The following is a 21,564-nucleotide window of genomic DNA, read 5'->3' on the forward strand; positions in this document are numbered from 1 at the left end:
GGACATTAAATTGAGTCAGTATTAATCTACCTGAACAATTTTCAGCGCGTTGGTCGCACCGATTTTTTCCATTTCATCGCCGTAAGTCATGATCACACTGTCACCTTCTTTCACCAGACCGATGGCTTTCAGTGCTGCCATGGTGTCGTGTTTCAGCTGACCCGGTTCACTGTCGCGGGAATCAAAGAATACCGGCTTCACACCACGGTAAAGTGCCATTGCATTAAGCGTGGCTTCGTGACGTGACATGGCTATGATAGGTAAACCGGTGGTAATACGTGACATCAGCTTAGGCGTATTACCACTTTCAGTTAATGCAACAATAGCTTTGATGCTTGGCAGGTGATTAGCAGCATAAACTGCAGACAACGCCACTGTTTCACTGACCGTAGAGAACACTGTATCCATTCTGTGCTTGGACAGTTTAACGCTGGGGTGTGTTTCTGCACCTTCACAAACCCGTGCCATGGCTCTCACTGTTTCAACAGGGTAATTACCGGCAGCAGTTTCCGCCGATAACATCACTGCATCCGTACCGTCCAGTACGGCGTTCGCCACGTCCATCACTTCTGCACGGGTTGGCATCGGGCTGGTGATCATTGATTCCATCATTTGCGTGGCAGTAATGACAACTTTGTTCAGTTGACGAGAGCGGGCAATCAGTTTCTTCTGAACACCTACCAGCTCTGCATCACCGATCTCCACACCCAGGTCACCACGGGCAACCATAACGGCGTCAGATGCACTGATAATATCGTCAATGGCTTCATCGGTAGCAACGGCTTCAGCACGTTCTACTTTGGCACAGATTAGTGCTTCACAACCGGCTTCGCGGGCCAGCTCGCGGGCGTAGTTCAGGTCTGCACCTGAACGGGGGAAGGACACTGCCAGATAATCAACGCCGATTTTAGCGGCCGTTTTAATATCTTCTTTGTCTTTCGCAGTCAGAGCTTCGGCCGACAGACCACCGCCCTGACGGTTGATGCCTTTATTGTTGGACAGTTTTCCGCCTACGGTTACTTTTGTATGCACTTTACGACCGGCTACTTCAGTAACTTCCAGTTGAATACGGCCATCGTCGAGTAGCAGAATATCGCCGGTGTTTACATCGTCAGGCAGCGCTTTATAGTCGATACCTACTGCGTTCAAGTCACCGTCATCTTTCGCCATTTCAGCATCAAGGGTAAAAGGTGCGCCCACATCAAGATTTACTGCGCCTTCTTTAAACCGGGCTACACGAATTTTAGGGCCCTGCAAATCACCGAGAATGGCTACATATTTATTTAAGTTCTTTGCTGCCTGACGTACTTTCTTCGCACGCTCAATGTGATCTTCAGCCTGACCGTGAGAGAAGTTCATCCGCACTGTATTTGCACCAGCTGCGATGATGGCTTCAATGCGTTCGATGGTATCTGTTGCTGGTCCTAATGTGGCAAGTATCTTTGTTCTTCTGGTCATATGATTCGTCGCTTGTTCTTCGTCGTTAACAGGGAGGCTTCTACACACGTTACTTACATTGACAATAATGTCGAATAAATGTTCGATTTATGTTGCTGTAATGCTTTTACGTAATTTTATTACAGAATAGTAGAGCAATCTGACAAAAATGTGAATGCAAAGAACTTTTTTCCTCACTGGCCTTACCAGTGAGGTGTGAACTAATCTGAACGCAGGAAGAAGAAATAATGGTTAAAAAAAGACCGCTGGTAAAAGCGGTCTTCAATAAATCAGGTGGAATGAACTGTTACAAGTCACGCTTGTCAAAGCGGGAACCGCGAAGGGTGTCTTTGACCCGCTTGAGATTTTCTCTGAACTTATTGCCACGACGCAGGGTGAAGCCGGTGGCCAGTACATCAATTAAGGTAAGCTGGGCAATACGGCTTGCCATGGGCATGTACATGTCAGTGTCTTCCGGCACTTCCAGAGACAACACGTAACTGCATTCACGTGACAGCGGGCTGTCTGCAGAGGTGATACCAACGACAGTGGCATCGTTACTGCGGGCAATCTGGGCAATCTCGACCAGGCTTTTGGTTCTGCCGGTATGGGAAATCAATACGACCACATCGCCGTCTGTGCAGTTCATGCAACTCATGCGTTGCATCAGAATATCTTCAAAGTAAACCACGGGCACATTGAAGCGGAAAAACTTATTCAGCGCGTCGTGGGCCACAGAGGCCGAGGCGCCGAGGCCAAAAAATGAAATTTTCTGTGCCTGCGTCAACAGATCAACAACCCGGTTAACAACATTGACGTCAATGGATTGCCGCGCAACTTCGAGGGAAGCCATGGTGCTTTCGAAAATTTTGTTTGTGTATTCGCCCGGGCCGTCACTTTCATCTACATGACGGTTAACATACGGTGTGCCATTCGCTAAGCTTTGTGCCAGATGTAATTTAAAATCCGGGAAGCCTTTGGTGTCCAGGCGGCGGCAAAAACGGTTTACTGTCGGCTCACTGACATCAGACATTTTAGCGAGCGTTGCTATACTCGAATGAATTGCCGTTTGCGGGTTGGCCAATATTATTTCGGCAACTTTGCGCTCAGACTTGCTGAAAGCGGCTTTATTTTGCGTAATTTTCTCAAGAATATTCATACGGATATAGCGAAAAGTAAGGTAAAGTTATAGTCATTCCAGCTTTCTATACTACCCAAAGTGACTCGGGTGACAAGAAAAATGTAATTTTTTGACAATCGAAGCAACAGAATGGTGGGTATTCAGCGAATAAATACCTCTTTAACGTGTCATAGATGACTCAAGTTGTAATTTTACTACATTTGGTGTTAACTATGTGCTAACAACGACGAGACAGTTCATCTGCGTTGCCTGACAGTATCGAACTGTTATCTGGATTATCATTAAGAAGGTCGACGAAATATGGTAATGGATAATTCCTTTGAACCCTGTGATTTTGTGCTGTTTGGCACGTTAGGGGATCTCTCACGACGGAAACTATTGCCGTCCTTATATCAGTTGGAAAAAGCTGAGCTCATTCACCCTGATACCAAAATTATTGGTGTAGCGCGTCAGGACCTGAGCACTGAGGACTACAAGAAAGAAGTCCGTAACAACATCGAAAAATTTGGTTCCAAACAAGTTTGCGAAGATACCTGGGCCCGCCTTGAAGCCCGTCTGCAATATGCTTGTGTGGATATGAAGAATACTGAAAGCTACCGCGTTTTTGATTCAGTAGTAGATGCAGACCGCATTATGGTTTGCTATCTGGCGACTCCGCCGGCTATCTACGGTGACATCTGCCGTGGTCTGCACAGCTGCGATATTATCGACAGCTCCGTACGTGTAGTGCTGGAAAAACCAATCGGTCACGATCTTGAATCTTCTAAAGTCATTAATGACCAGGTTTCAGAATACTTTAAAGAATCGCAAATCTACCGCATTGACCACTATCTGGGTAAAGAAACCGTTCTTAACCTGATTGCCCTGCGTTTTGCTAACTCCATATTTGCTACCAACTGGGACCACAACTCCATTGACCACGTACAGATCACTGTTGCTGAGTCGGTAGGGATTGAAGGCCGTTGGGGCTATTTTGATGACGCTGGTCAAATGCGTGACATGGTGCAGAACCACCTGTTGCAAATTCTCAGTCTGATTGCCATGGAACCGCCGGCAAACCTGAATGCCGACAGTATCCGTGATGAAAAACTGAAAGTACTGAAAGCCTTACGTCCGATTAACCTGAGCAATATCAACGAATCAACAGTTCGTGGTCAGTACACGTCCGGTTTCGTTAAGGGTGAAGAAGTACCTGGCTATCTGGAAGAAGAGGGGGCCAATACCCGCAGCCGTACTGAAAGCTTCGTTGCCATCAAGGCCGACATCGACAACTGGCGCTGGGCCGGCGTGCCGTTTTATTTAAGAACAGGTAAGCGTTTGCCGACCAAAGTGTCTGAAGTTGTGATTTACTTCAAACGCCAGCCACACAACCTGTTCGGTGACAGCTTCCAGAATCTGCCGCCTAATAAACTGGTTATCCGACTGCAGCCTGACGAAGGTGTTGAAATCACCGTAATGAATAAGGTACCGGGTCTGACCAGCTCAGGTTCAATGGACCTGCAAAAGTCAAAACTCGACTTGAGTTTCTCGGATGCATTCGGCGATGACCGCATTCCTGATGCTTATGAAAAGCTGTTACTTGAAGTGATGCTGGGCAACCAGGCTCTGTTCGTTCGCCGTGATGAAATTGAACAGGCGTGGAACTGGGTTGATTCAATTCTTGAAGCGTGGAAGCAAACTAATGAGCCACCGGAGCCGTATCAGGCTGGTACGTGGGGACCGGTAGATTCTATCGGGTTGTTAGCCCGCGCTAACCGTAGTTGGTATGAAAGCAAAACAACACGGAAGAAGAAATAAGATGGCTTTGACAATTAATGCTTTTGACAATGCAGATGCGCTGACCAGTGCATTTGCAGACACGATTATTTCACTGCTGGAAAAAGGCATTGCTGAACGTGGCCGCGCCAGTCTGGTAGTGAGCGGGGGCAGAACACCTCTGGCTCTGTTCAAACAGCTTAGCCAGACTGACCTTGCCTGGGATGAAGTTGACATTACGCTGGCTGATGAGCGTTGGGTTGATGAAAATGACGACGCCAGCAATACAAAGCTGGTGCGTGAAAACCTGATTCAGAACAAAGCGGCAGCCGCTAATTTTGTCACTTTGAAAACGGATGATGCAGATGCCAATGATGGTATCGCCGAGGCGGAAAACCGCCTGTCCAGTTTCAGCCAGCCTTTCGACGCGCTTATTCTCGGTATGGGCGAAGATGGCCACACAGCATCACTGTTTCCCTGTTCGGAGCAGGTTGCGGATGGTCTGGATCTGGCGAGTGGTAAAATTTGTATCGCTACCCAACCCACCACGGCCCCTCACCAACGTATTTCACTGACACTGCCTGCGCTGTTAAACAGTCGCAATATCTTTATTCACCTCACCGGTGAAAAGAAAAAAGCGGTTTTAGAAGACGCCATTGCTAATGCAACTGAGCTGGATAAACCCGTTACCGCAGTTGTCAACCGTGCTGATGTCACGCTGATGTGGGCACCCTAGGAGCAGATCATGAATTCTCAAATTGCTGAAGTAACACAGCGAATTATTGAACGCAGTAAAGCAACCCGTAAGGCCTATCTGGAAAAAATAGAAAAGGCCCGCCGCCAGGGGCCGCACCGTGGTGTGCTGTCCTGTGGTAACCTGGCTCACGGCTTCGCCGCTTGTGGCAGCGATGACAAAGCCGATTTGCGTTCAATGACGAAAGCCAATATCGCAATCATCTCTTCTTATAACGATATGCTGTCGGCTCACCAGCCGTACGAAGCGTATCCGGCAATCATTAAAGAGGCCATCCGTCAGGTGGGCAGCGTAGCGCAGTTCGCCGGTGGTGTACCGGCCATGTGTGATGGTGTTACTCAGGGTAACCCGGGCATGGATCTGAGCCTGATGAGCCGTGACATTATTGCCCAGGCGACGGCAGTGGGTCTGTCTCACAACATGTTCGACGGCGCTCTGATGCTGGGGATCTGTGACAAAATTGTCCCAGGATTACTGATGGGGTCACTGGCCTTTGGTCACTTACCGACTGTTTTCATTCCTGCCGGACCAATGCCTTCAGGTCTGCCAAACAAAGAAAAAGCCCGTGTCCGTCAGGAATTTGCACAGGGTAAAGTCGGGCGCGACAAATTACTTGAAGCAGAATCTCAGTCTTACCACTCTGCCGGTACCTGTACTTTCTACGGTACAGCGAACTCTAACCAGCTGGTGGTTGAGACTATGGGTCTGCATCTGCCGGGGTCATCGTTTGTTAATCCTGGCACGCCGCTACGTGATGCACTGACGAAAGCTGCATCCGTTCAGGCAACCCGTATCACTGACCTGGGCGACAACTACACGCCGATTGGTCATATTGTTGACGAGAAAGCCATTGTTAACGGAATCGTCGCATTACTGGCGACTGGTGGTTCAACAAACCACACCATGCACCTTGTAGCGATCGCCCGCGCAGCCGGTATTCTGGTTAACTGGGATGACTTCTCAGATCTGTCTGATGCCACGCCGTTAATTACCCGTATCTATCCGAATGGTCACGCTGACATTAACCATTTTGTCGCTGCCGGCGGTATGTCGCTGTTGTTTAAACAGTTGCTGGATGCAGGTCTGCTGCACAATGACGTTAAGACAATTTGTGGTGACGGTCTGGATCTATACACCAAAGAGCCGGTTCTGAAAGACGGTGAACTTGAATGGCGTGACGGTCCGGTTGAATCTCTTGATAAAGAGGTACTGGCCACTGTTGAGAAACCCTTTAAGCCTGACGGTGGTGTTTGCGTACTTCGCGGGAACCTGGGTCGTGGCGTTATCAAAACGTCTGCACTTAAGTCTCCGGTTTGCCATATCAAAGCACCTGCTGTGGTGTTCGAAGATCAGTTCGAACTGGATGCGGCGTTCAAATCCGGTGATCTGGACAAAGACTGCATTATCGTTGTGCGCTTCCAGGGCCCGTCAGCGATTGGTATGCCTGAACTGCACCGCTTAACCCCACCTCTGGGTGTGTTACAGGACCGCGGATTCAAAGTCGCGCTGGTAACAGACGGACGTATGTCCGGTGCGTCAGGTAAAGTACCTGCTGCTATCCATGTTACCCCGGAAGCCTATAAAGGCGGCATGCTGGCAAAAGTGGAATCCGGCGACCTCATCGAACTGAATACAGAAACCGGTGAACTGACATTGCTGGTTGATGACGAAACTCTGGCTGCACGTACCGCAAAAGAAGCGGACCTGGCGCATCATCAGGAAGGTATGGGACGTGAACTGTTCTCCGGTTACAGAAATATTCTGTCCGGTGCTGAAGAAGGCGCGTGTTCATTGTTTGTAACTCAGGAGCAGGCGCTATGACGGCACTTTTCGTTGCAGATGTCGGCGGGACGAACATTCGTCTTGCCCGTGTAACTGATAGCGGTGTAGACAATATCATCAAATACCAGTGCAGAGATTTTGCCAGTATTGATTTGGCTATTGGCCAGTATTTCGCAGATTTACCTCAGTTCGCCTTTACGTCAGGTTGTATTGCTATTGCCTGTCCGGTACTGGGAGACCAGGTAGAGATGACGAACCACAGCTGGGCATTCTCACAAACTGCATTACGTGGTCAGCTGAAGCTGGATAATCTGTTTGTGATCAATGATTTCACAGCCGTGGCGCATTCATTACCGGTATTAGGTGATGATCAGGTGGTGCAAATCGGAACCGGCACAGCGAAAACCAACGGCAATATCGCTGTATTTGGCCCAGGCACCGGGTTAGGCGTAGAGCACATCACCATGACGTCTTCAGGCTGGCAAACCCTGGACGGCGAGGGTGGTCATGTTGATTTCGCCCCTGTTGACGAGACAGATGTGGTGATCTGGCGCTACCTGCAAAATGAACACGGTCGCGCATCTGCCGAAGAGGTGATGTCTGGTCGCGGACTGATGAACATCTATAAAGCGCTGGCGTTACACAATAATGTACCGGTAACACACACAGAACCGTCTCAGGTTACTGAACGTGCGTTGTCCGGTGAATGCGATGTGTGCGTACAAACTCTGACTCAGTTCTGCCGTATCATGGGCAGTTTTGCCGGTAACCTGGCACTGAACATGGCTACCACCGGTGGTATTTTCATCGGCGGCGGTATTGCGAACCGTTTTGCAGAATTCTTAAAAGAGAGTGATTTCCGCGCCCGCTTCGAGGCCAAAGGCCAGATGAAGCATTACGTGAAAGACATTCCAACTTATCTGATTGCAGAGCCCGACCACGGATTATTAGGTGCATCTGCATACCTGAAACAACATACAGCGAGTGAACTATGACAACGAACGCTAACTATACACCGGCAGACATCTTTGCTGCTGGCCCGGTAGTCCCGGTACTGGTAATTAAGGACCTGGACAAAGCTGTGCCACTGGCAAAAGCACTGATTGCAGGTGGCATTAAGGTGCTGGAAGTCACACTGCGTACACCTGTTGCTCTGGATGTGATCAAGAAAATCGCAGACGAAGTACCTGAAGCGATTATCGGTGCGGGTACTGTTACCAATGCACAGCAGCTTAAGCAGGTTGTTGAAGCCGGTGCGAAATTCGCTATCAGCCCGGGTCTGACAGAAGCACTGCTGGAAGCCGGTAAAGGCTACGATATTCCGTTAATTCCGGGTATTTCTTCAATTTCTGATCTGATGACAGCGAAGGATGCGGGTTATGATCACCTGAAATTCTTCCCTGCTGAAGCATCAGGTGGCGTGAAGGCGCTTAAATCTATCGGCGGTCCTTTCCCTGATGTGACATTCTGTCCTACAGGCGGTATCGGTCCGGCTAACTACAACGACTACCTGGCTCTGTCTAACGTTCGTTGTGTTGGCGGTTCATGGGTTGCACCTGATGATGCCATTGAAAGCGGAGACTGGGACAAGATCACCCAACTGGCGAAAGAAGCTTGTGACGGTGCCAAAGCCTGAGTACAAATTCTCTGATTTTGCTCATAAACCGGATGTTGAATAACATCCGGTTTTTTTATGTCTGCTTAAATGCTTGTGCCTGATGGTGTTGGATTCCGGCTTGTGAAGGCGGCAGTTTGAAGGCGGTTATCACTGCAGCAATCAGTACCACAGCACTTATCAGCCATGCATAACCCGGTTCTGTCACAATGCGCTCTGTCAGCCAGTTAAAGCCAAAGCAAGCTGTCAGGAAAGCAAATATGGCCCGCGTTATTGCAAAAGCAGTATAGCGGGATGCCATTAACAGCAGTGGCAGTACTACCACACTCAGCGCGGCCTGAAATACCTCAACCCCTGCGTTAAACCCCGCCACCGCGAGTAACCTTGTGACTGTATCGAGCGGCAGCCCCTGCATGACTTCTGAAAAGGCGACGCCATGGATCACGCCGAACAGTAATACCGGCACATTGTGAAGCCGTGCCGGTTGAATCAGCAACAATACCGCTGTCACCAGAACCGTAGCAGCCACGCACGCTTCAGTTAACCACACAGGCATGCTCAGTACACCGGTCGCAGATAAAGCCAGTGATACTGTATGGCCAGCGGTGAATAGGGATATCATGATCAATGCCTGCCGCCACGTATACCCTTTACGCCAGTTATGTTGTTTTGATGCACTGACTACAGTGAACAACAGACAAAACAGGAACAGCAAATGGTCTGTACCGGCAAAGATATGATGGAGGCCGGCAGTAAAGTAGCGGATGAGCAGATCTGTGACGCTCAGGGCTGCAGCTTTCAGGCTGACAGACGTATGCCGCCAGGACAGCACGGTAGCATGGCTTGCAGGGCCGTCTCCACTTGCATTGCTGACTGACACCAGGGTGCGGTGATTGCGCACCCTGTGCGTGATGCCATCGTACTGAACCACCAGTGATGATGTCTGATGTGCGTGCTCAGTTGAGGCTGTTACGCTCACAACCAGGCAGGTCTCATAATCACACAGCTGAAACCGGGGAGCGTCAGTTTGTATGGTATAAGCTTCTGTGTGCATCGTGTCCGCGGCAGTGACAATCAGGTGTTCGTCAAGATATGCAGCCATGCGGTTGTGCAGCTGAGAAGGACTTTCAGCGGTGAGCGCAGGCCACAGGGGATTGGCCTGCTGTAACTGGTCCAGTGGCAATGATAATTCAATCTTCAGCGTACCGGCGCTCTGATAAATTGTCATTTTAGTGGCAGAAGCCGGGTGAGCGGCAACCGGCAAAGTTACCAGCCACCAGGCTACTGCCATCAGAAGTAACAGATTACAGCGTATTGCCATAATCCATTTCCTTATCACGATAGACAGTGTGATAGTGGGTCTGACCGCGGATGACTACACCGCCCTGACAGGCGACTTCAATCCATACGCGGGGACCGTCGATCCTCATGTAAGTGCCGCTCTGGTCGACATCAACGCCTGCTGATTCCGAGCCTGCCCATGCGATATAGGTATCCGCCAGTGCCGCTTCTGTTATGTAATCTGCCATCAGAGCGTCAGAAATATCGCTCTGGTAGTCATCCACCCATTCGGCGATTGCCGCAATGACCAGCGCCTGCTGCGTTTCGCTTAATGCAGCTACGTTAATACCGCCGCGATCGTCGCCTACAGGATAGTCATTTGGCTGTACGCCACTTCCGTTGTCAGGCCCCACAAGCACATCAGAATAAGATTCACCGCTCAGATAAGCGTCTGAGAATTCATCGTCAGATAGCGCTTCAAACATGGCTACCATCGCATCACCTTCATCTACCAGCGGCGCATACGTCGTACTGTTGAGTTCAAAAGCAGATTTAGGCTCTGATGCAATATGATTAGGCACAGGGTAACCGGTACCTTCAACCATAGTCACGTTGTAGGCGAGGTGATGGCCACCGAGCTGAATCATCCAGTTATCTTCACGGCCGGGGGTTCCGAATATTGCGATGTAATAATTCGCAGAACTGTAAGTGCTGCCGCCTCCCTGTTCCTGCAGATAATCATCAGCAGCCAGTACGCCGCGAAAATCTTCGTATCCGGCATCATTTAATAATGTTTGTGCAACTGTGATGAGCGCGTCGTAAGCTGTATCTGATAATTCGCCAATGCGCATACCATTTCGCTGCACATTGCCGGTGGGTAAATTTGACCAGATTGTCCGTTCAGTATTGGAATTATCCCAATCATACAAAATGGCTGATTGTTCAGAGGTGGTGAGGGTAGCGATGAAGTTCTCGGTGGCGCAAATCAATTCGTCCATTTGCGCTGTGGACGTATCGTCACACTGACTTTCCGTGGTCGTCTCTTCAGACGCTGAATCGTCTGCGGCTTCATCGTCGCTGTCGTCTGCAGTGTCGTCATCACTTTCGTCTGAGCCATCTGAAGACGAATCGTCGCTGCCTGTATCACCGGTTGAACTGTCATCTGATGTTGAACCGGTTTCTGTTTCAACTGTGGTTGAATCTGAACTGTCTGAACCGCCGCAACCGGACAGTAACAGTGCAGCCAGGAAAATATAGATAAATGGGGTAGGTTTCACAAAGCGCTCCGCAACAAATAAGAACAGATCTCATTATTTACTGCGGAGTACTTGCAAAAAAGCTTTTTAACAATACTTTACACAGCCTTTACCCTGGCTGACTAAAGGGGGGAAACAATTTGCGTGACGCTGCGGCTTTCGCCGGGTGCTAATGTGCATCCATTGGTCACGGCTGTCTCAATACATAACATATGTCTGAAACCAAAAGCGTCCATGTCAGCGATAGAAGCAGCCCCTTGCCAGGGATTCCAGACCACCAGAGAATCGTGTCCCATAGACGTTACACGGGTAAATGGCTTCTCTTCTACATAAACGGTTACGTCAGGAGCAGCATGCTGATGAATGCGGTCTGTTTCACCACTGAAAGTATACGGGGACGGGGCAGGTTTTAATGCCCAGTTTTCCAGTTTGTCTTTGTACTCGCCTTCAATACCTGTAATTTTGGTATGCGCGATATCTGCCACTGAAAAATAGGTGTGCATTGCTGCATTGAATGAAAACGGCACGATTCCGGTGTTTTCTGTTTTCAGGGTAATCGACAGGGTTTTACCCACCAGAATTTCGTAGCTGACTTTGCAATCATATTCAAAGCCTTCACCACGGCTGAATGTGGGGGTAAGAACAATGCGTGTGCCGTCTCCGGTGTCTTCAGATGACTGAATCTGCCAGCTTTGGGTGCGCAAAAAACCATGAGAGGGGAGTTCACCTTTCTCACGGCCATGGTCATCACTGAACCAGGGCCAGCACAGAGGAATTCCACCACGAATCGGGCGCTCACCGTTTAAGAACGCATGAGGACTGAGCCATAAACGGTCACGATCATCAGATTTTGGAATGAATGACAGTACATGCGCGCCAAATAAGCTGATACGGCTGCTGGCAAACTGATTGTCTACGTTTAAAAAGGTAATCCCTGAAGATTCTTCAACAGTTACAGAGTCGGGAATACTCATGTGACATCTCCTTGCCAAAATAAAGTCCGGTTATTATTGTGCATCTAAAAACAAAAAGGTGCGATAGCAAATCGCACCTTTTTTAAATTTTTATCTTGCTTATCACCCGGTTAGGGCGTGTTCGCATTATTTTGAAATATGCTGAACCAAATCAAGTACTTTATTTGAGTAACCCCATTCGTTGTCGTACCAGGATACAACTTTAACGAACGTGTCAGTCAGAGCGATACCTGCATCTGCATCGAAGATAGAAGTGCGTGCGTCACCCAGGAAGTCATTAGACACAACAGCATCTTCGGTGTAACCCAGAATGCCTTTCAGTTCACCTTCAGACGCTTCCTTCATTGCTTCACAGATAGCTTTATAAGTGGTTGGCTTTGCCAGATTTACTGTCAGGTCAACAACTGAAACATTCGGAGTAGGCACACGGAATGCCATGCCGGTTAATTTACCGTTCAGTGCAGGGATAACTTTACCAACGGCTTTCGCAGCACCGGTAGAAGATGGAATGATGTTCTGGCTTGCACCACGACCACCGCGCCAGTCTTTGTGAGAAGGACCGTCAACCGTTTTCTGTGTTGCTGTCGTCGCGTGAACAGTCGTCATCAGACCGTCAACAATACCGAATTTGTCGTTCAGTACTTTCGCCAGAGGCGCAAGACAGTTTGTGGTGCACGACGCATTAGAAACGATAGTCTGGCCATCGTATTCACCGTGGTTAACACCCATAACGAACATAGGCGTGTCGTCTTTAGATGGTGCAGACATCACCACTTTCTTTGCGCCGGCTTCAAGGTGAGCTGAAGCAGTATCTTTTGTCAGGAACAAACCTGTAGATTCAACAACAACGTCAACGTTTACATCGTTCCATGCCAGGTCAGCAGGGTTTCTTTCTGATGTAACACGGATAGTTTTACCATTTACTATCAGCTGGTTATTGTCTACCTTTATTTCACCATCAAAAACGCCATGGGTTGAATCATATTTCAGCATGTAAGCGATGTAATCTGTGTCCAGCAGATCGTTGATAGCAACAACTTCAATGTCGTCACGCTTTTGTGCAGCGCGCATTACCAAACGACCAATGCGTCCAAAACCATTGATACCGATGCGAATAGTCATGTCATACCTCTAATTGTATTTTGGTACAAGTGAAAAAAAATTACGTAAAGTATGGATCAAAATGGCATAATTGGCAAAGTAAAAAGCAAAAAATGTTGCAAAATTACAACTGTGAACTATGCAAACGTATTCAGTTTCGTTGTATCGGGTCTTTAACTGATAATGCTCAAAATAATGTGTTGATGAGAATGCGCGGCCGTTGCCTTAACATTATCAACACGGGAAACAGGAATAGATAAAATGACAAATCCCGTTTTACAACAGCTGGTTGAGATGCGCGGCATAGAGACCCACTATGTTGATGCGTGGGGCAAACCTGCCACGATTTCAGAATCAAGCCAGACCAAATTACTTAATGCACTGGGTTACGACACCAGCAATGAAGCTGCTATAGAACAACAGCTTTCAGAAGAAGCCAGAAAAATCTGGCAGACTCCGCTCAACCCGGTACAGGTTTTACGCCAATCAGACACCGTTCCGTTTTCTGTACGGTTACCGATAGAGCTGGTAACCGATGAGTATACTGTAGCGCTCTCTTTTGAATATGGACAGACATTCGTCCACACTTTTGCACCGGTTGACGAAACACTGGTAAATGTCGCCCATCTGGAAGACGTGGAATATCACGAATACGCTGTCACACTGCCGGTTCAGGCGCCCACGGGTTATCATACACTGAGCTTATCGGTGGAAGGGGATGATGAACCGCTTTGCAGTATGCGGGTTATTATTGCACCTTCAGCCTGCTTCATCCCTGAATCCATTGCTGCCGGTAAAAAGATTTGGGGTCTGAGTGTGCAACTTTACTGTGTACGCAGTCAGAAAAACTGGGGTATGGGCGACTTCTCAGATCTGGCTTTATTAACCGAAAAGGCCGCTGCCACCGGAGCAGAGTTTATCGGTCTGAACCCTATTCATGCGCTGTATCCGGCGAACCCTGATGCCTGCAGCCCTTACGGACCGTCTTCACGTCGCTGGCTGAATTATTTATACCTCGATGTGACTGCCATGCCCTGTTTTGACGACGCCAGTGTGCAGACCATTGTGAATGATGCGGCTTTTCAGGAAAAACTTGCAGCAGCAAGAGCGGCTGACCTGGTTGACTATGCTGCCGTTGCGTCTCTTAAACTGCCTGCACTCTCCGCGTTGTTCGACGTGTACTACAACAAGTACCTGACTAAAAATACAAAACAGAACAAAGCATTTAAAGCGTTCGTGGAAGCCGGTGGTGAAAGCCTTGATATGCTGGCGGTGTACGATACGTTGCAGGAAAAGCTGGCTGAAGAAGTTAAGCCTTCCTGGGGCTGGCCGGTATTTCCTGAGGAATTCCGTGAATACCACAAACCTGATGTAGCGGTATTCAGAGAACAGAATAAAAAGCGGGTTTCTTTTTACCTGTTCCTGCAATGGCAGGCTGCGTTGCAATTACAGGCCGCCAGTGATGTGGCAACTAATGCCGGCATGGCTATCGGTTTATACCGTGATCTCGCCGTAGGTGTCAGTGAAGGCAGTGCAGAAATTTGGGGTAACAAAGACTTGTACTGTACCGGTGCCTCTGTGGGAGCGCCGCCGGATATTTTAGGGCCACTCGGACAAAACTGGGGGCTGCCGCCCATGGACCCTTACAAGCTTTACGAACAGGCCTATCAGCCAATCATAGACTTGTTTGCTTCCAACATGGCCGGTTCCGGTGCTTTGCGTATTGACCATGTTATGGCACTGCTTCGTCTGTGGTGGGTGACTAAAGGTGACCATGCAAAGGACGGTGGTTACGTTTATTATCCTGTCGATGATCTGCTGGCCATTCTGGCACTGGAAAGCCACCGGAATCAGAGCCTCGTGATTGGTGAAGACTTGGGTACAGTACCGGAAGAAATCCGTGAAAAACTGGCGGATAACGGTGTCCATTCGTACCGTGTATTCTTCTTTGAGCAAGCTAAAGACGGCGGCTTTTATTCACCGGCCCATTACCCCGTGCAATCTATGTCGACACTGACAACCCACGATATGCCAACTTTGACCGGCTTCTGGCATTGTCTGGATCTTGAGCTGGGTAAAGAGCTTGGTTTGTATCCTACTGATGAAATATTGTCTGTGTTGTATCACGACAGGCATAAGAATAAACAGGCGATACTGGATACCTTGCACGGTCACCATTCCATCAGTGACAACATCAGCCGTGATGTGAATGTGACGGGAATGACTACCGAACTTAACCGCGGTATGCAATTGCATATGGCGGCAGGTTCCAGTGCGTTACTCAGTCTGCAACTTGAAGACTGGTTGGAAATGGATAAGCCTGTTAATGTACCGGGTACGTTTAACGAATATCCTAACTGGCGCAGGAAGTTATCTCAGCCTTTAGAGACTATTTTTGACAATCAGGACATCACTAACCTGGCAGCTAAGCTGACCGCTGTCAGAAAGCAGGCCAGCACAGATTAGGGATGTTCTGCAGTCTGCCGTATTGTGCGGCAGACTTTGCAGGAGTAACAAATGGTAGTAGAGCAGCAACTGGCACAAGCGCGGTGCAGTCAGCCTTTTTCCGTACTTGGTAATCAGCAAAGCGAAGATGGCGTAACGGTTACCGCGTATATCCCTGAAGCCAAAACAGTGTCAGTCCGCTGTTTAAAAACCCGCAAAGAAATCATCAAACTCAAAAAACAGGGCGACTCAGCTCTGTTTTCTGCATTATCAAAAAAGTTAAAGCCTGCGCAGCGTTACGAACTGCAGGTGACAACGGCAGACAGCGAATACAGCTTCACCGACCCTTACCAGTTCCGTGAAGAAGCATTTCATGCTGTGCACTTTATCGACCATCAGCCTGAAAATCTTTACCGGCAGGGCGGGGCACATCTGCTAACCACAGATGGCATTACCGGAACACGTTTTGCTGTTTATGCCCCTAACGCATCTGCGGTTTCCGTCATCGGTGATTTTAACCGCTGGGATGGCCGTACTCATCCTATGCAACAAACTGACATGGGCTACTGGGTACTCTTCATTCCGGGACTCGTTGCCGGCGAGCGCTATAAATATCAGTTAAAAGATGCCTGGGGTAACGATTTACCTCACAAGGCTGACCCGTTAGGCTTTGCTGCTGAGCAGTATCCATCTCACGCTTCAAAAGTGTTCGATCACAATGCCTATGAGTGGAATGACAGTGCCTGGATGGAGAAGCGGCAGGCAGACAAATACGCAAATCCCATGAGCGTATATGAAGTGCATCCGGGTTCATGGCGCCGGCCTTCTGAAGAGAGCGGGAAACGCTATCTCAGTTATCATGAACTGGCAGATTCACTGATCCCCTACGTGAAAGAGATGGGGTATACCCATATAGAATTGTTACCCGTATCAGAGTTTCCTTTCGACGGTTCCTGGGGGTATCAGCCGGTGGGGCTTTACGCACCGACAAGCCGCTTCGGTTCACCTGACGATTTTAAATATTTTGTTGATCAGTGCCACCAGGCAGATATCGGCATTATCATTGACTGGGTACCGGCGCACTTCCCGGAAGATGCCCATGGCCTTGCGCGGTTCGATGGCAGTCATGTGTACGAATATGACGATCCCCGCCGTGGCTGGCATCCGGACTGGAATTCATGCATTTACGATTTCGGTAAAGATACTGTTCGCCAGTTTCTGGTTGCCAACGCACTTTTCTGGTTGGATAAATTTCACATTGACGGCTTGCGGGTGGATGCAGTGGCGTCCATGTTGTACCTGGATTATTCCCGTAATGAAGGGGAGTGGATCCCCAACGTTCACGGGGGCAATGAAAACTACGAAGCCATCAGCCTGCTGAAATGGATGAATGAAGAGGTTTACCGGCACTTCCCCGGCGCAATGACCATTGCTGAGGAGTCCACTTCATTCCCGGGTGTATCCAGACCGGTGAGCGAAGGCGGTCTCGGATTCGGCTTTAAGTGGAATATGGGCTGGATGCACGATTCATTGCATTACATCAGTAAAGATCCGGCGTATCGCCGCTATCATCACGGAGAAATCACCTTTTCCATGGTGTATACATTCGATGAAAACTTTGTATTGCCGATTTCCCACGATGAAGTCGTACACGGAAAAGGCAGCATGATTGGTAAAATGCCGGGAGATGAATGGCAGCAGGCGGCAAACCTGCGTTGCTATGCCGGTTTCATGTATGGTCATCCGGGCAAAAAACTGAATTTCATGGGTAATGAAATTGCCCAGTCAAGGGAATGGAATCACGATGGTGAGCTTGACTGGTGGTTGCTGGAGTTCGACAAGCATAAAGGCATGCAGGCACTTTACCGTACGCTTAACCATCTGTACCGGACTATGCCTGCACTGTATGAGCAGGATCACAATTATGAAGGTTTCAGCTGGATAGACCATAATTATGCTGAACTAAGTATGTTGTCCTTCGTAAGAAAAGGCAAAGACGACAAGCAAAAAGTCTATGTGGTGAATAACTTTACGCCTTCTCCCCGTGAGAAGTTCCGCATTGGCGTGGAAGACCCGGGCACTTACTCACTGGTACTAAATACCGACAGCGGTGAGTTCTGGGGCAGTGATTACCCTGCACCTGAAATTGTTACTGCTGACGCGGTGGAATGGAACAATCAGCCGTATTCTATTGAAATCACTTTACCGCCACTGGCAACACTTTACTGGGTTTATGAATAACAGGAGAACCGGCAAAGGTGAAGCAAGACTCACTTATAAACTATAACGTTAAGGCTGGCGTGCCGTATCCGCCGGGGGCGACTGTCACCGGCGACGGCTGCAATTTTGCTGTTGAATCGCCGGACGCCAGAGCTGTCGTGCTGTGCCTTTTCCAAAGTGATACAGAGGAACCGGTTGCAGAGATTGTGATGCCGGCCAAAACCGGTTCAGTCTGGCATTGTGAAGTAGAAGGTGCCGGCGAGAATCAGCATTATGCATACAGGGTGGAGCGTGGTGAAGAATCCCTTCACCACGTGCCGACAGACAAGCTGTTAATCGACCCTTATGCCCATAAACTCAGCCGGCCGCTGCACTGGAATGCCAGACACTATGAACATGACTCACAGTTTATGGTGCCGAAATGTGTTGTGGTGCGTCATGATAATCATGACCGGCCGCCGAAACCTGCCTTTCAGCCCCATCAGCGGATTATTTACGAAGCCCATGTGAAAGGGCTGACTATGCTGCACCCGGCTGTACCCGACGAAGATAAAGGTAAATATACAGGGGCGGCCCATCCGGATGTCATAAAACATCTGGTTGATCTCGGTGTGACCACTGTGCAGTTTATGCCTTTGTCAGCGTTCATGCCGGAACCTTACATTACTGAAAAGGGCATGACCAACTACTGGGGTTACAATCCGGTAAACTACTTTGCACCTGAACCCCGTTACGGAAAAGCGGATGCTGTCCGTGAACTGAAAGCCATGGTGGATGCCTATCACGGAGCCGGCCTGGAAGTCATCATTGATGTGGTTTACAACCATACCGCTGAGGGCGGAGATGGCGGACCGGTATTGTCTTTCAAAGGCTTCTTCCCCCACCAGGCCTATTTGTACGAACAGACCAAAACCGGTGAGATTGTTTACAGCAATCACTCAGGATGCGGAAATACTGTAAATACTGCCAGTCCGGTCATGACGACGATGATTATGGATGCCATGCGTTACTGGGTTGAGGTTATCGGTGTAGACGGATTCCGTTTCGATCTCGCCGTATGTCTGGGCAGAGATCCGCAACAGTTTTCGCCTCACTCCGGTCTGCTTAAATCAATTTCACAGGATCCGGTGCTGAAACAGGTTGTGCTGGTAGCGGAACCCTGGGACATTGGCCCGGGCGGTTATCAGTTAGGCGCTTTTGCGTATCCGTGGCTGGAAGTGAACGACCGTTACCGTGACACCTTAAGAGCATTCTGGCGGGGTGATCACGCTATTACCGCGGAGTTTGCAACACGGCTGATGGGGTCACGGGATATTTTCCATAAGGGATTCCGGCCTGTTTATACATCGGTAAACAATGTGACCTACCATGACGGCTTTACCCTTCACGATTTGGTGAGCTACACCGAACGCCACAATGAGGCGAACGGTGAAAATAACCGTGACGGGCATGGTCACAATTTATCAGCTAATTATGGTGTGGAAGGACCCGCTCAGGACGAGAAAATTCTCCAGCTTCGTGAGCGTCAGAAACGAAATATGTTTTTTTCGATGATGCTGTCACAGGGGATCCCTCATGTGCTGGGCGGTGATGAGCTGAGTAAAACCCAGAACGGAAACAACAACGCCTATTGTCAGGACAATGCCCTAAACTGGTATGACTGGGAGCTGAATAAACGGGAGTCTGATTTTCTGCATTTCTGTCAGCACGTGATTCAACTGCGTCGTAGCAGCGAGTTGCTGAGTCATTTACTGCTCGAAGACGATTTGTTTCAGCTTGATACGAATGTGGCGGTGATCCGCTGGTATAAACCTGACGGACAGGATAAAGAATCGGAAGACTGGCAGTCACCGGACAGCCAGTCCTTTGGCGTTGAAATCCGCGGTACAACAAAAGATGAAAACGACCCTGAACACTGGTTCCTGTGTTTTAATGCCAGCCTGCAGGACAAGCGTTTTAATCTGCCCGGGATCTCGCCTCAGTGTGCCTGGCAACTGATAGTCGATACCCGGTACGGTTCTTTACCTGAACAACCGGATATTTGTATTCAGAGAGTGTTTTTGCAGGCGGGCAGAAGCGTAGCCGTGTTTAAACAAAGCCAGATAGCACCGTAAAGGGTTTACTGCTGCACGGCAAGTAAGCAATCAGTCATGATTTGAGCATAATTCGCAGAAAATCAGTCATAAGTTAGTGTTCGCACTATTATCGGGTGGTATGATCCGCAGCCATCTGTAACTTGAGGTGACACCCAATGCAAAAAGAAGATGGAAAGCACACTGAAACTAAGTGTGATATCGGTTTTATTGGTTTAGGCGTAATGGGCGCCAACCTGACGCTTAACCTGGTCGATCATGGTTATCGCGTAGCCTGTTTCGACCTTGATCAAACCAAAGTCGATGCGATTATTGCTAAAGATGCTGAAGAGCGTGGCGACGCGGCTGCCCGTGTAGAAGGCTGCAGCTCATACACCGAATTACTCAGCAAATTGAAGTCACCTCACATGGTTATTTTGTCGGTGCCTGCCGGCGAACCTGTTGACCATGTTTGCTCTCACCTGATTGATGCCGGCATCCAGGCCGATGACATTGTTGTGGATACCGGAAACAGCTTGTGGACGGATTCTGTCGAACGGGAAGAAAAGTATAAAAGTAAGTTTATCTTCTTCTCTACTGCGGTTTCCGGCGGTGAAGTGGGCGCACGTTTCGGCCCTTCTCTGATGCCTTCAGGCAACCCGTATGCGTGGACACGCCTTGAGCCGGTATTGAAAGCTATTGCAGCAAAAGTCGATGCTGAGACAGGTCTGCCGATTGAATCTTTCACCCCGGGTAAGCCGGTGCTGGAAGGGGAAGCCTGTGCCACGTACATCGGTCCTGTGGGTGCCGGTCACTACGTTAAAATGGTGCATAACGGTATTGAGTATGCCGACATGCAACTTATCTGCGAAACCTATCAGGTCATGCGTACCGCTTTACACATGTCTGCTGCTGAGATTGCAGAGGTTTTCCGTCGCTGGAATAAAGGCAAGCTGAACAGTTACCTGATGGAAATCAGTGCAGAAGTGCTGGAGCAGCTGGATCCTGAAACCGGTGTACCACTGGTAGATGTCATTCTTGATATGGCTGGTCAGAAAGGCACGGGTCTCTGGACCGCCGTCAGTGCGCTGCAAGTGGGAAGTCCTGCCCAGACGATTACTTCTGCGGTATTTGCCCGCAGTCTGTCCAGCCTCAAAGACGAGCGTGTCGCAGCCAGCAAAGTTCTGCAGGGACCGGAAGTCAAAGTCCTTTCTGATGAAGAAAAGTTTGCGGCTATCGACAAGCTGGAATATGCGCTTTATTGCTCAAAGATTTGTGCATACGCGCAGGGTTTCCAGTTGATGGCTGTTGCTTCAAAAGAGCACGGTTGGGAACTGGACTTCGGTGGTATTGCGAAAATCTGGCGTGCCGGCTGTATTATCCGTGCGGTATTCCTCCAATCTATTTCCAAAGCCTACGAAAACAACGAAGATCTGGCGAACCTGTTGCTTGATCCTTTCTTTGCTGATCAAATCACCCAATATCAGTCTGACTGGCGGGAATCGTTGGCACAGGCTGCTCTGGCAGGTATTCCCTGTCCGGCAATGATGTCAGCGTTAAGTTATTACGATTCTTACCGCACCGCAGTACTGCCGGCCAACCTGCTTCAGGGCCAGCGTGACTACTTTGGCGCACACACGTATCAGCGTGTAGATAAACCGGCGGGTAAGAAGTTTCACCTTGACTGGAGTGATCCGGCGCGTCCTCAGATTGCTATCAAAAAGTAATCGT

15 protein-coding genes are annotated in these 21,564 nt (G+C 49.1%); 9 read left to right on the forward strand and 6 right to left on the reverse strand.

Going from position 1 to position 21,564, the window contains the following annotated elements:
* Nucleotides 1–21: 21 nt before the first annotated feature.
* Both pyk and J3369_RS09050 read right to left on the reverse strand, forming a co-directional pair.
* Nucleotides 22–1,458, reverse strand: coding sequence for a pyruvate kinase (gene pyk, locus J3369_RS09045; RefSeq protein ID WP_349585921.1), 1,437 nt, complete (start codon nt 1,456–1,458; stop codon nt 22–24).
* A 286-nt stretch (nt 1,459–1,744) separates the two neighbouring features.
* Complete coding sequence (locus J3369_RS09050; RefSeq protein ID WP_119501085.1) at nt 1,745–2,596, reverse strand: MurR/RpiR family transcriptional regulator; 852 nt, start codon at nt 2,594–2,596, stop codon at nt 1,745–1,747.
* Nucleotides 2,597–2,878: 282 nt separating this feature from the next.
* Between J3369_RS09050 and zwf the strand changes: the two genes are divergently transcribed.
* The 5 genes from zwf to J3369_RS09075 are packed head-to-tail and all read left to right on the forward strand — an operon-like array spanning nt 2,879 to nt 8,505.
* On the forward strand, nt 2,879–4,375 hold the full coding sequence (gene zwf, locus J3369_RS09055) for a glucose-6-phosphate dehydrogenase (RefSeq protein WP_119501086.1): 1,497 nt from the start codon (nt 2,879–2,881) through the stop codon (nt 4,373–4,375).
* Nucleotide 4,376: 1 nt separating this feature from the next.
* Complete coding sequence (pgl, locus tag J3369_RS09060) at nt 4,377–5,069, forward strand: 6-phosphogluconolactonase (protein ID WP_349585924.1); 693 nt, start codon at nt 4,377–4,379, stop codon at nt 5,067–5,069.
* A 9-nt stretch (nt 5,070–5,078) separates the two neighbouring features.
* On the forward strand, nt 5,079–6,908 hold the full coding sequence (edd, locus tag J3369_RS09065) for a phosphogluconate dehydratase (protein WP_303574277.1): 1,830 nt from the start codon (nt 5,079–5,081) through the stop codon (nt 6,906–6,908).
* Entirely contained in the window at nt 6,905–7,864 is a 960-nt protein-coding gene (locus J3369_RS09070) for a glucokinase (RefSeq protein WP_119501089.1), read from the forward strand. Before edd ends, J3369_RS09070 begins: the two co-directional genes overlap by 4 nt.
* Complete coding sequence (locus J3369_RS09075; RefSeq protein ID WP_119501090.1) at nt 7,861–8,505, forward strand: bifunctional 4-hydroxy-2-oxoglutarate aldolase/2-dehydro-3-deoxy-phosphogluconate aldolase; 645 nt, start codon at nt 7,861–7,863, stop codon at nt 8,503–8,505. The genes J3369_RS09070 and J3369_RS09075 overlap by 4 nt, the downstream gene beginning before the upstream one ends.
* A 55-nt stretch (nt 8,506–8,560) precedes the next feature.
* Here J3369_RS09075 and J3369_RS09080 read toward each other — a convergent pair whose 3' ends face one another.
* The 4 genes from J3369_RS09080 to gap form a co-directional block, all read right to left on the reverse strand.
* A complete protein-coding gene (locus J3369_RS09080) occupies nt 8,561–9,805 on the reverse strand; it encodes a HupE/UreJ family protein (RefSeq protein WP_349585927.1) in 1,245 nt (414 codons plus the stop codon).
* Nucleotides 9,789–11,042, reverse strand: coding sequence for a DUF3500 domain-containing protein (locus J3369_RS09085; RefSeq protein WP_349585929.1), 1,254 nt, complete (start codon nt 11,040–11,042; stop codon nt 9,789–9,791). Before J3369_RS09085 ends, J3369_RS09080 begins: the two co-directional genes overlap by 17 nt.
* Before the next feature lie 101 nt (nt 11,043–11,143).
* Complete coding sequence (locus tag J3369_RS09090) at nt 11,144–11,995, reverse strand: D-hexose-6-phosphate mutarotase (RefSeq protein WP_303574274.1); 852 nt, start codon at nt 11,993–11,995, stop codon at nt 11,144–11,146.
* A gap of 126 nt (nt 11,996–12,121) precedes the next feature.
* The gene (gap, locus tag J3369_RS09095; RefSeq protein WP_349585931.1) at nt 12,122–13,117 is read right to left on the reverse strand and encodes a type I glyceraldehyde-3-phosphate dehydrogenase; all 996 of its coding nucleotides are present in this window, start codon (nt 13,115–13,117) and stop codon (nt 12,122–12,124) included.
* Between the two features lie 240 nt (nt 13,118–13,357).
* On the opposite strand from gap, the gene malQ reads away from it, so the two are divergent.
* The 4 genes from malQ (at nt 13,358) to gnd (ending at nt 21,560) form a co-directional block, all read left to right on the forward strand.
* Nucleotides 13,358–15,562: a 4-alpha-glucanotransferase gene (malQ, locus tag J3369_RS09100; RefSeq protein ID WP_349585933.1), complete on the forward strand. Its 2,205-nt coding sequence runs from the start codon at nt 13,358–13,360 to the stop codon at nt 15,560–15,562.
* A 51-nt stretch (nt 15,563–15,613) separates the two neighbouring features.
* Nucleotides 15,614–17,782: a 1,4-alpha-glucan branching protein GlgB gene (gene glgB, locus J3369_RS09105; protein WP_349585935.1), complete on the forward strand. Its 2,169-nt coding sequence runs from the start codon at nt 15,614–15,616 to the stop codon at nt 17,780–17,782.
* A gap of 17 nt (nt 17,783–17,799) precedes the next feature.
* Nucleotides 17,800–19,875 carry a glycogen debranching protein GlgX gene (gene glgX, locus J3369_RS09110; RefSeq protein WP_349585937.1) on the forward strand — a complete coding sequence of 692 codons (2,076 nt, stop codon included), beginning with the start codon at nt 17,800–17,802 and terminating at the stop codon, nt 19,873–19,875.
* A 137-nt stretch (nt 19,876–20,012) separates the two neighbouring features.
* On the forward strand, nt 20,013–21,560 hold the full coding sequence (gene gnd / locus J3369_RS09115) for an NADP-dependent phosphogluconate dehydrogenase (RefSeq protein WP_349585939.1): 1,548 nt from the start codon (nt 20,013–20,015) through the stop codon (nt 21,558–21,560).
* Nucleotides 21,561–21,564 lie beyond the last annotated feature (4 nt).

The sequence above is a fragment of the Alteromonas sp. NFXS44 genome (genome assembly GCF_040148705.1).
In the GTDB taxonomy this organism is placed as follows: Bacteria; Pseudomonadota; Gammaproteobacteria; order Enterobacterales; family Alteromonadaceae; genus Alteromonas.

What these genes read in the sequence shown, in the direction of transcription:
- gnd (WP_349585939.1), top strand. Translation starts at nt 20,013, where the DNA reads ATGCAAAAAGAAGATGGAAAGCACACTGAAACTAAGTGTGATATCGGT.
- J3369_RS09080 (WP_349585927.1), bottom strand. Translation starts at nt 9,805, where the DNA reads ATGGCAATACGCTGTAATCTGTTACTTCTGATGGCAGTAGCCTGGTGG.
- glgB (WP_349585935.1), top strand. Translation starts at nt 15,614, where the DNA reads ATGGTAGTAGAGCAGCAACTGGCACAAGCGCGGTGCAGTCAGCCTTTT.
- malQ (WP_349585933.1), top strand. Translation starts at nt 13,358, where the DNA reads ATGACAAATCCCGTTTTACAACAGCTGGTTGAGATGCGCGGCATAGAG.
- gap (WP_349585931.1), bottom strand. Translation starts at nt 13,117, where the DNA reads ATGACTATTCGCATCGGTATCAATGGTTTTGGACGCATTGGTCGTTTG.
- pgl (WP_349585924.1), top strand. Translation starts at nt 4,377, where the DNA reads ATGGCTTTGACAATTAATGCTTTTGACAATGCAGATGCGCTGACCAGT.
- edd (WP_303574277.1), top strand. Translation starts at nt 5,079, where the DNA reads ATGAATTCTCAAATTGCTGAAGTAACACAGCGAATTATTGAACGCAGT.
- pyk (WP_349585921.1), bottom strand. Translation starts at nt 1,458, where the DNA reads ATGACCAGAAGAACAAAGATACTTGCCACATTAGGACCAGCAACAGAT.
- zwf (WP_119501086.1), top strand. Translation starts at nt 2,879, where the DNA reads ATGGTAATGGATAATTCCTTTGAACCCTGTGATTTTGTGCTGTTTGGC.
- J3369_RS09075 (WP_119501090.1), top strand. Translation starts at nt 7,861, where the DNA reads ATGACAACGAACGCTAACTATACACCGGCAGACATCTTTGCTGCTGGC.
- J3369_RS09050 (WP_119501085.1), bottom strand. Translation starts at nt 2,596, where the DNA reads ATGAATATTCTTGAGAAAATTACGCAAAATAAAGCCGCTTTCAGCAAG.
- J3369_RS09090 (WP_303574274.1), bottom strand. Translation starts at nt 11,995, where the DNA reads ATGAGTATTCCCGACTCTGTAACTGTTGAAGAATCTTCAGGGATTACC.
- J3369_RS09070 (WP_119501089.1), top strand. Translation starts at nt 6,905, where the DNA reads ATGACGGCACTTTTCGTTGCAGATGTCGGCGGGACGAACATTCGTCTT.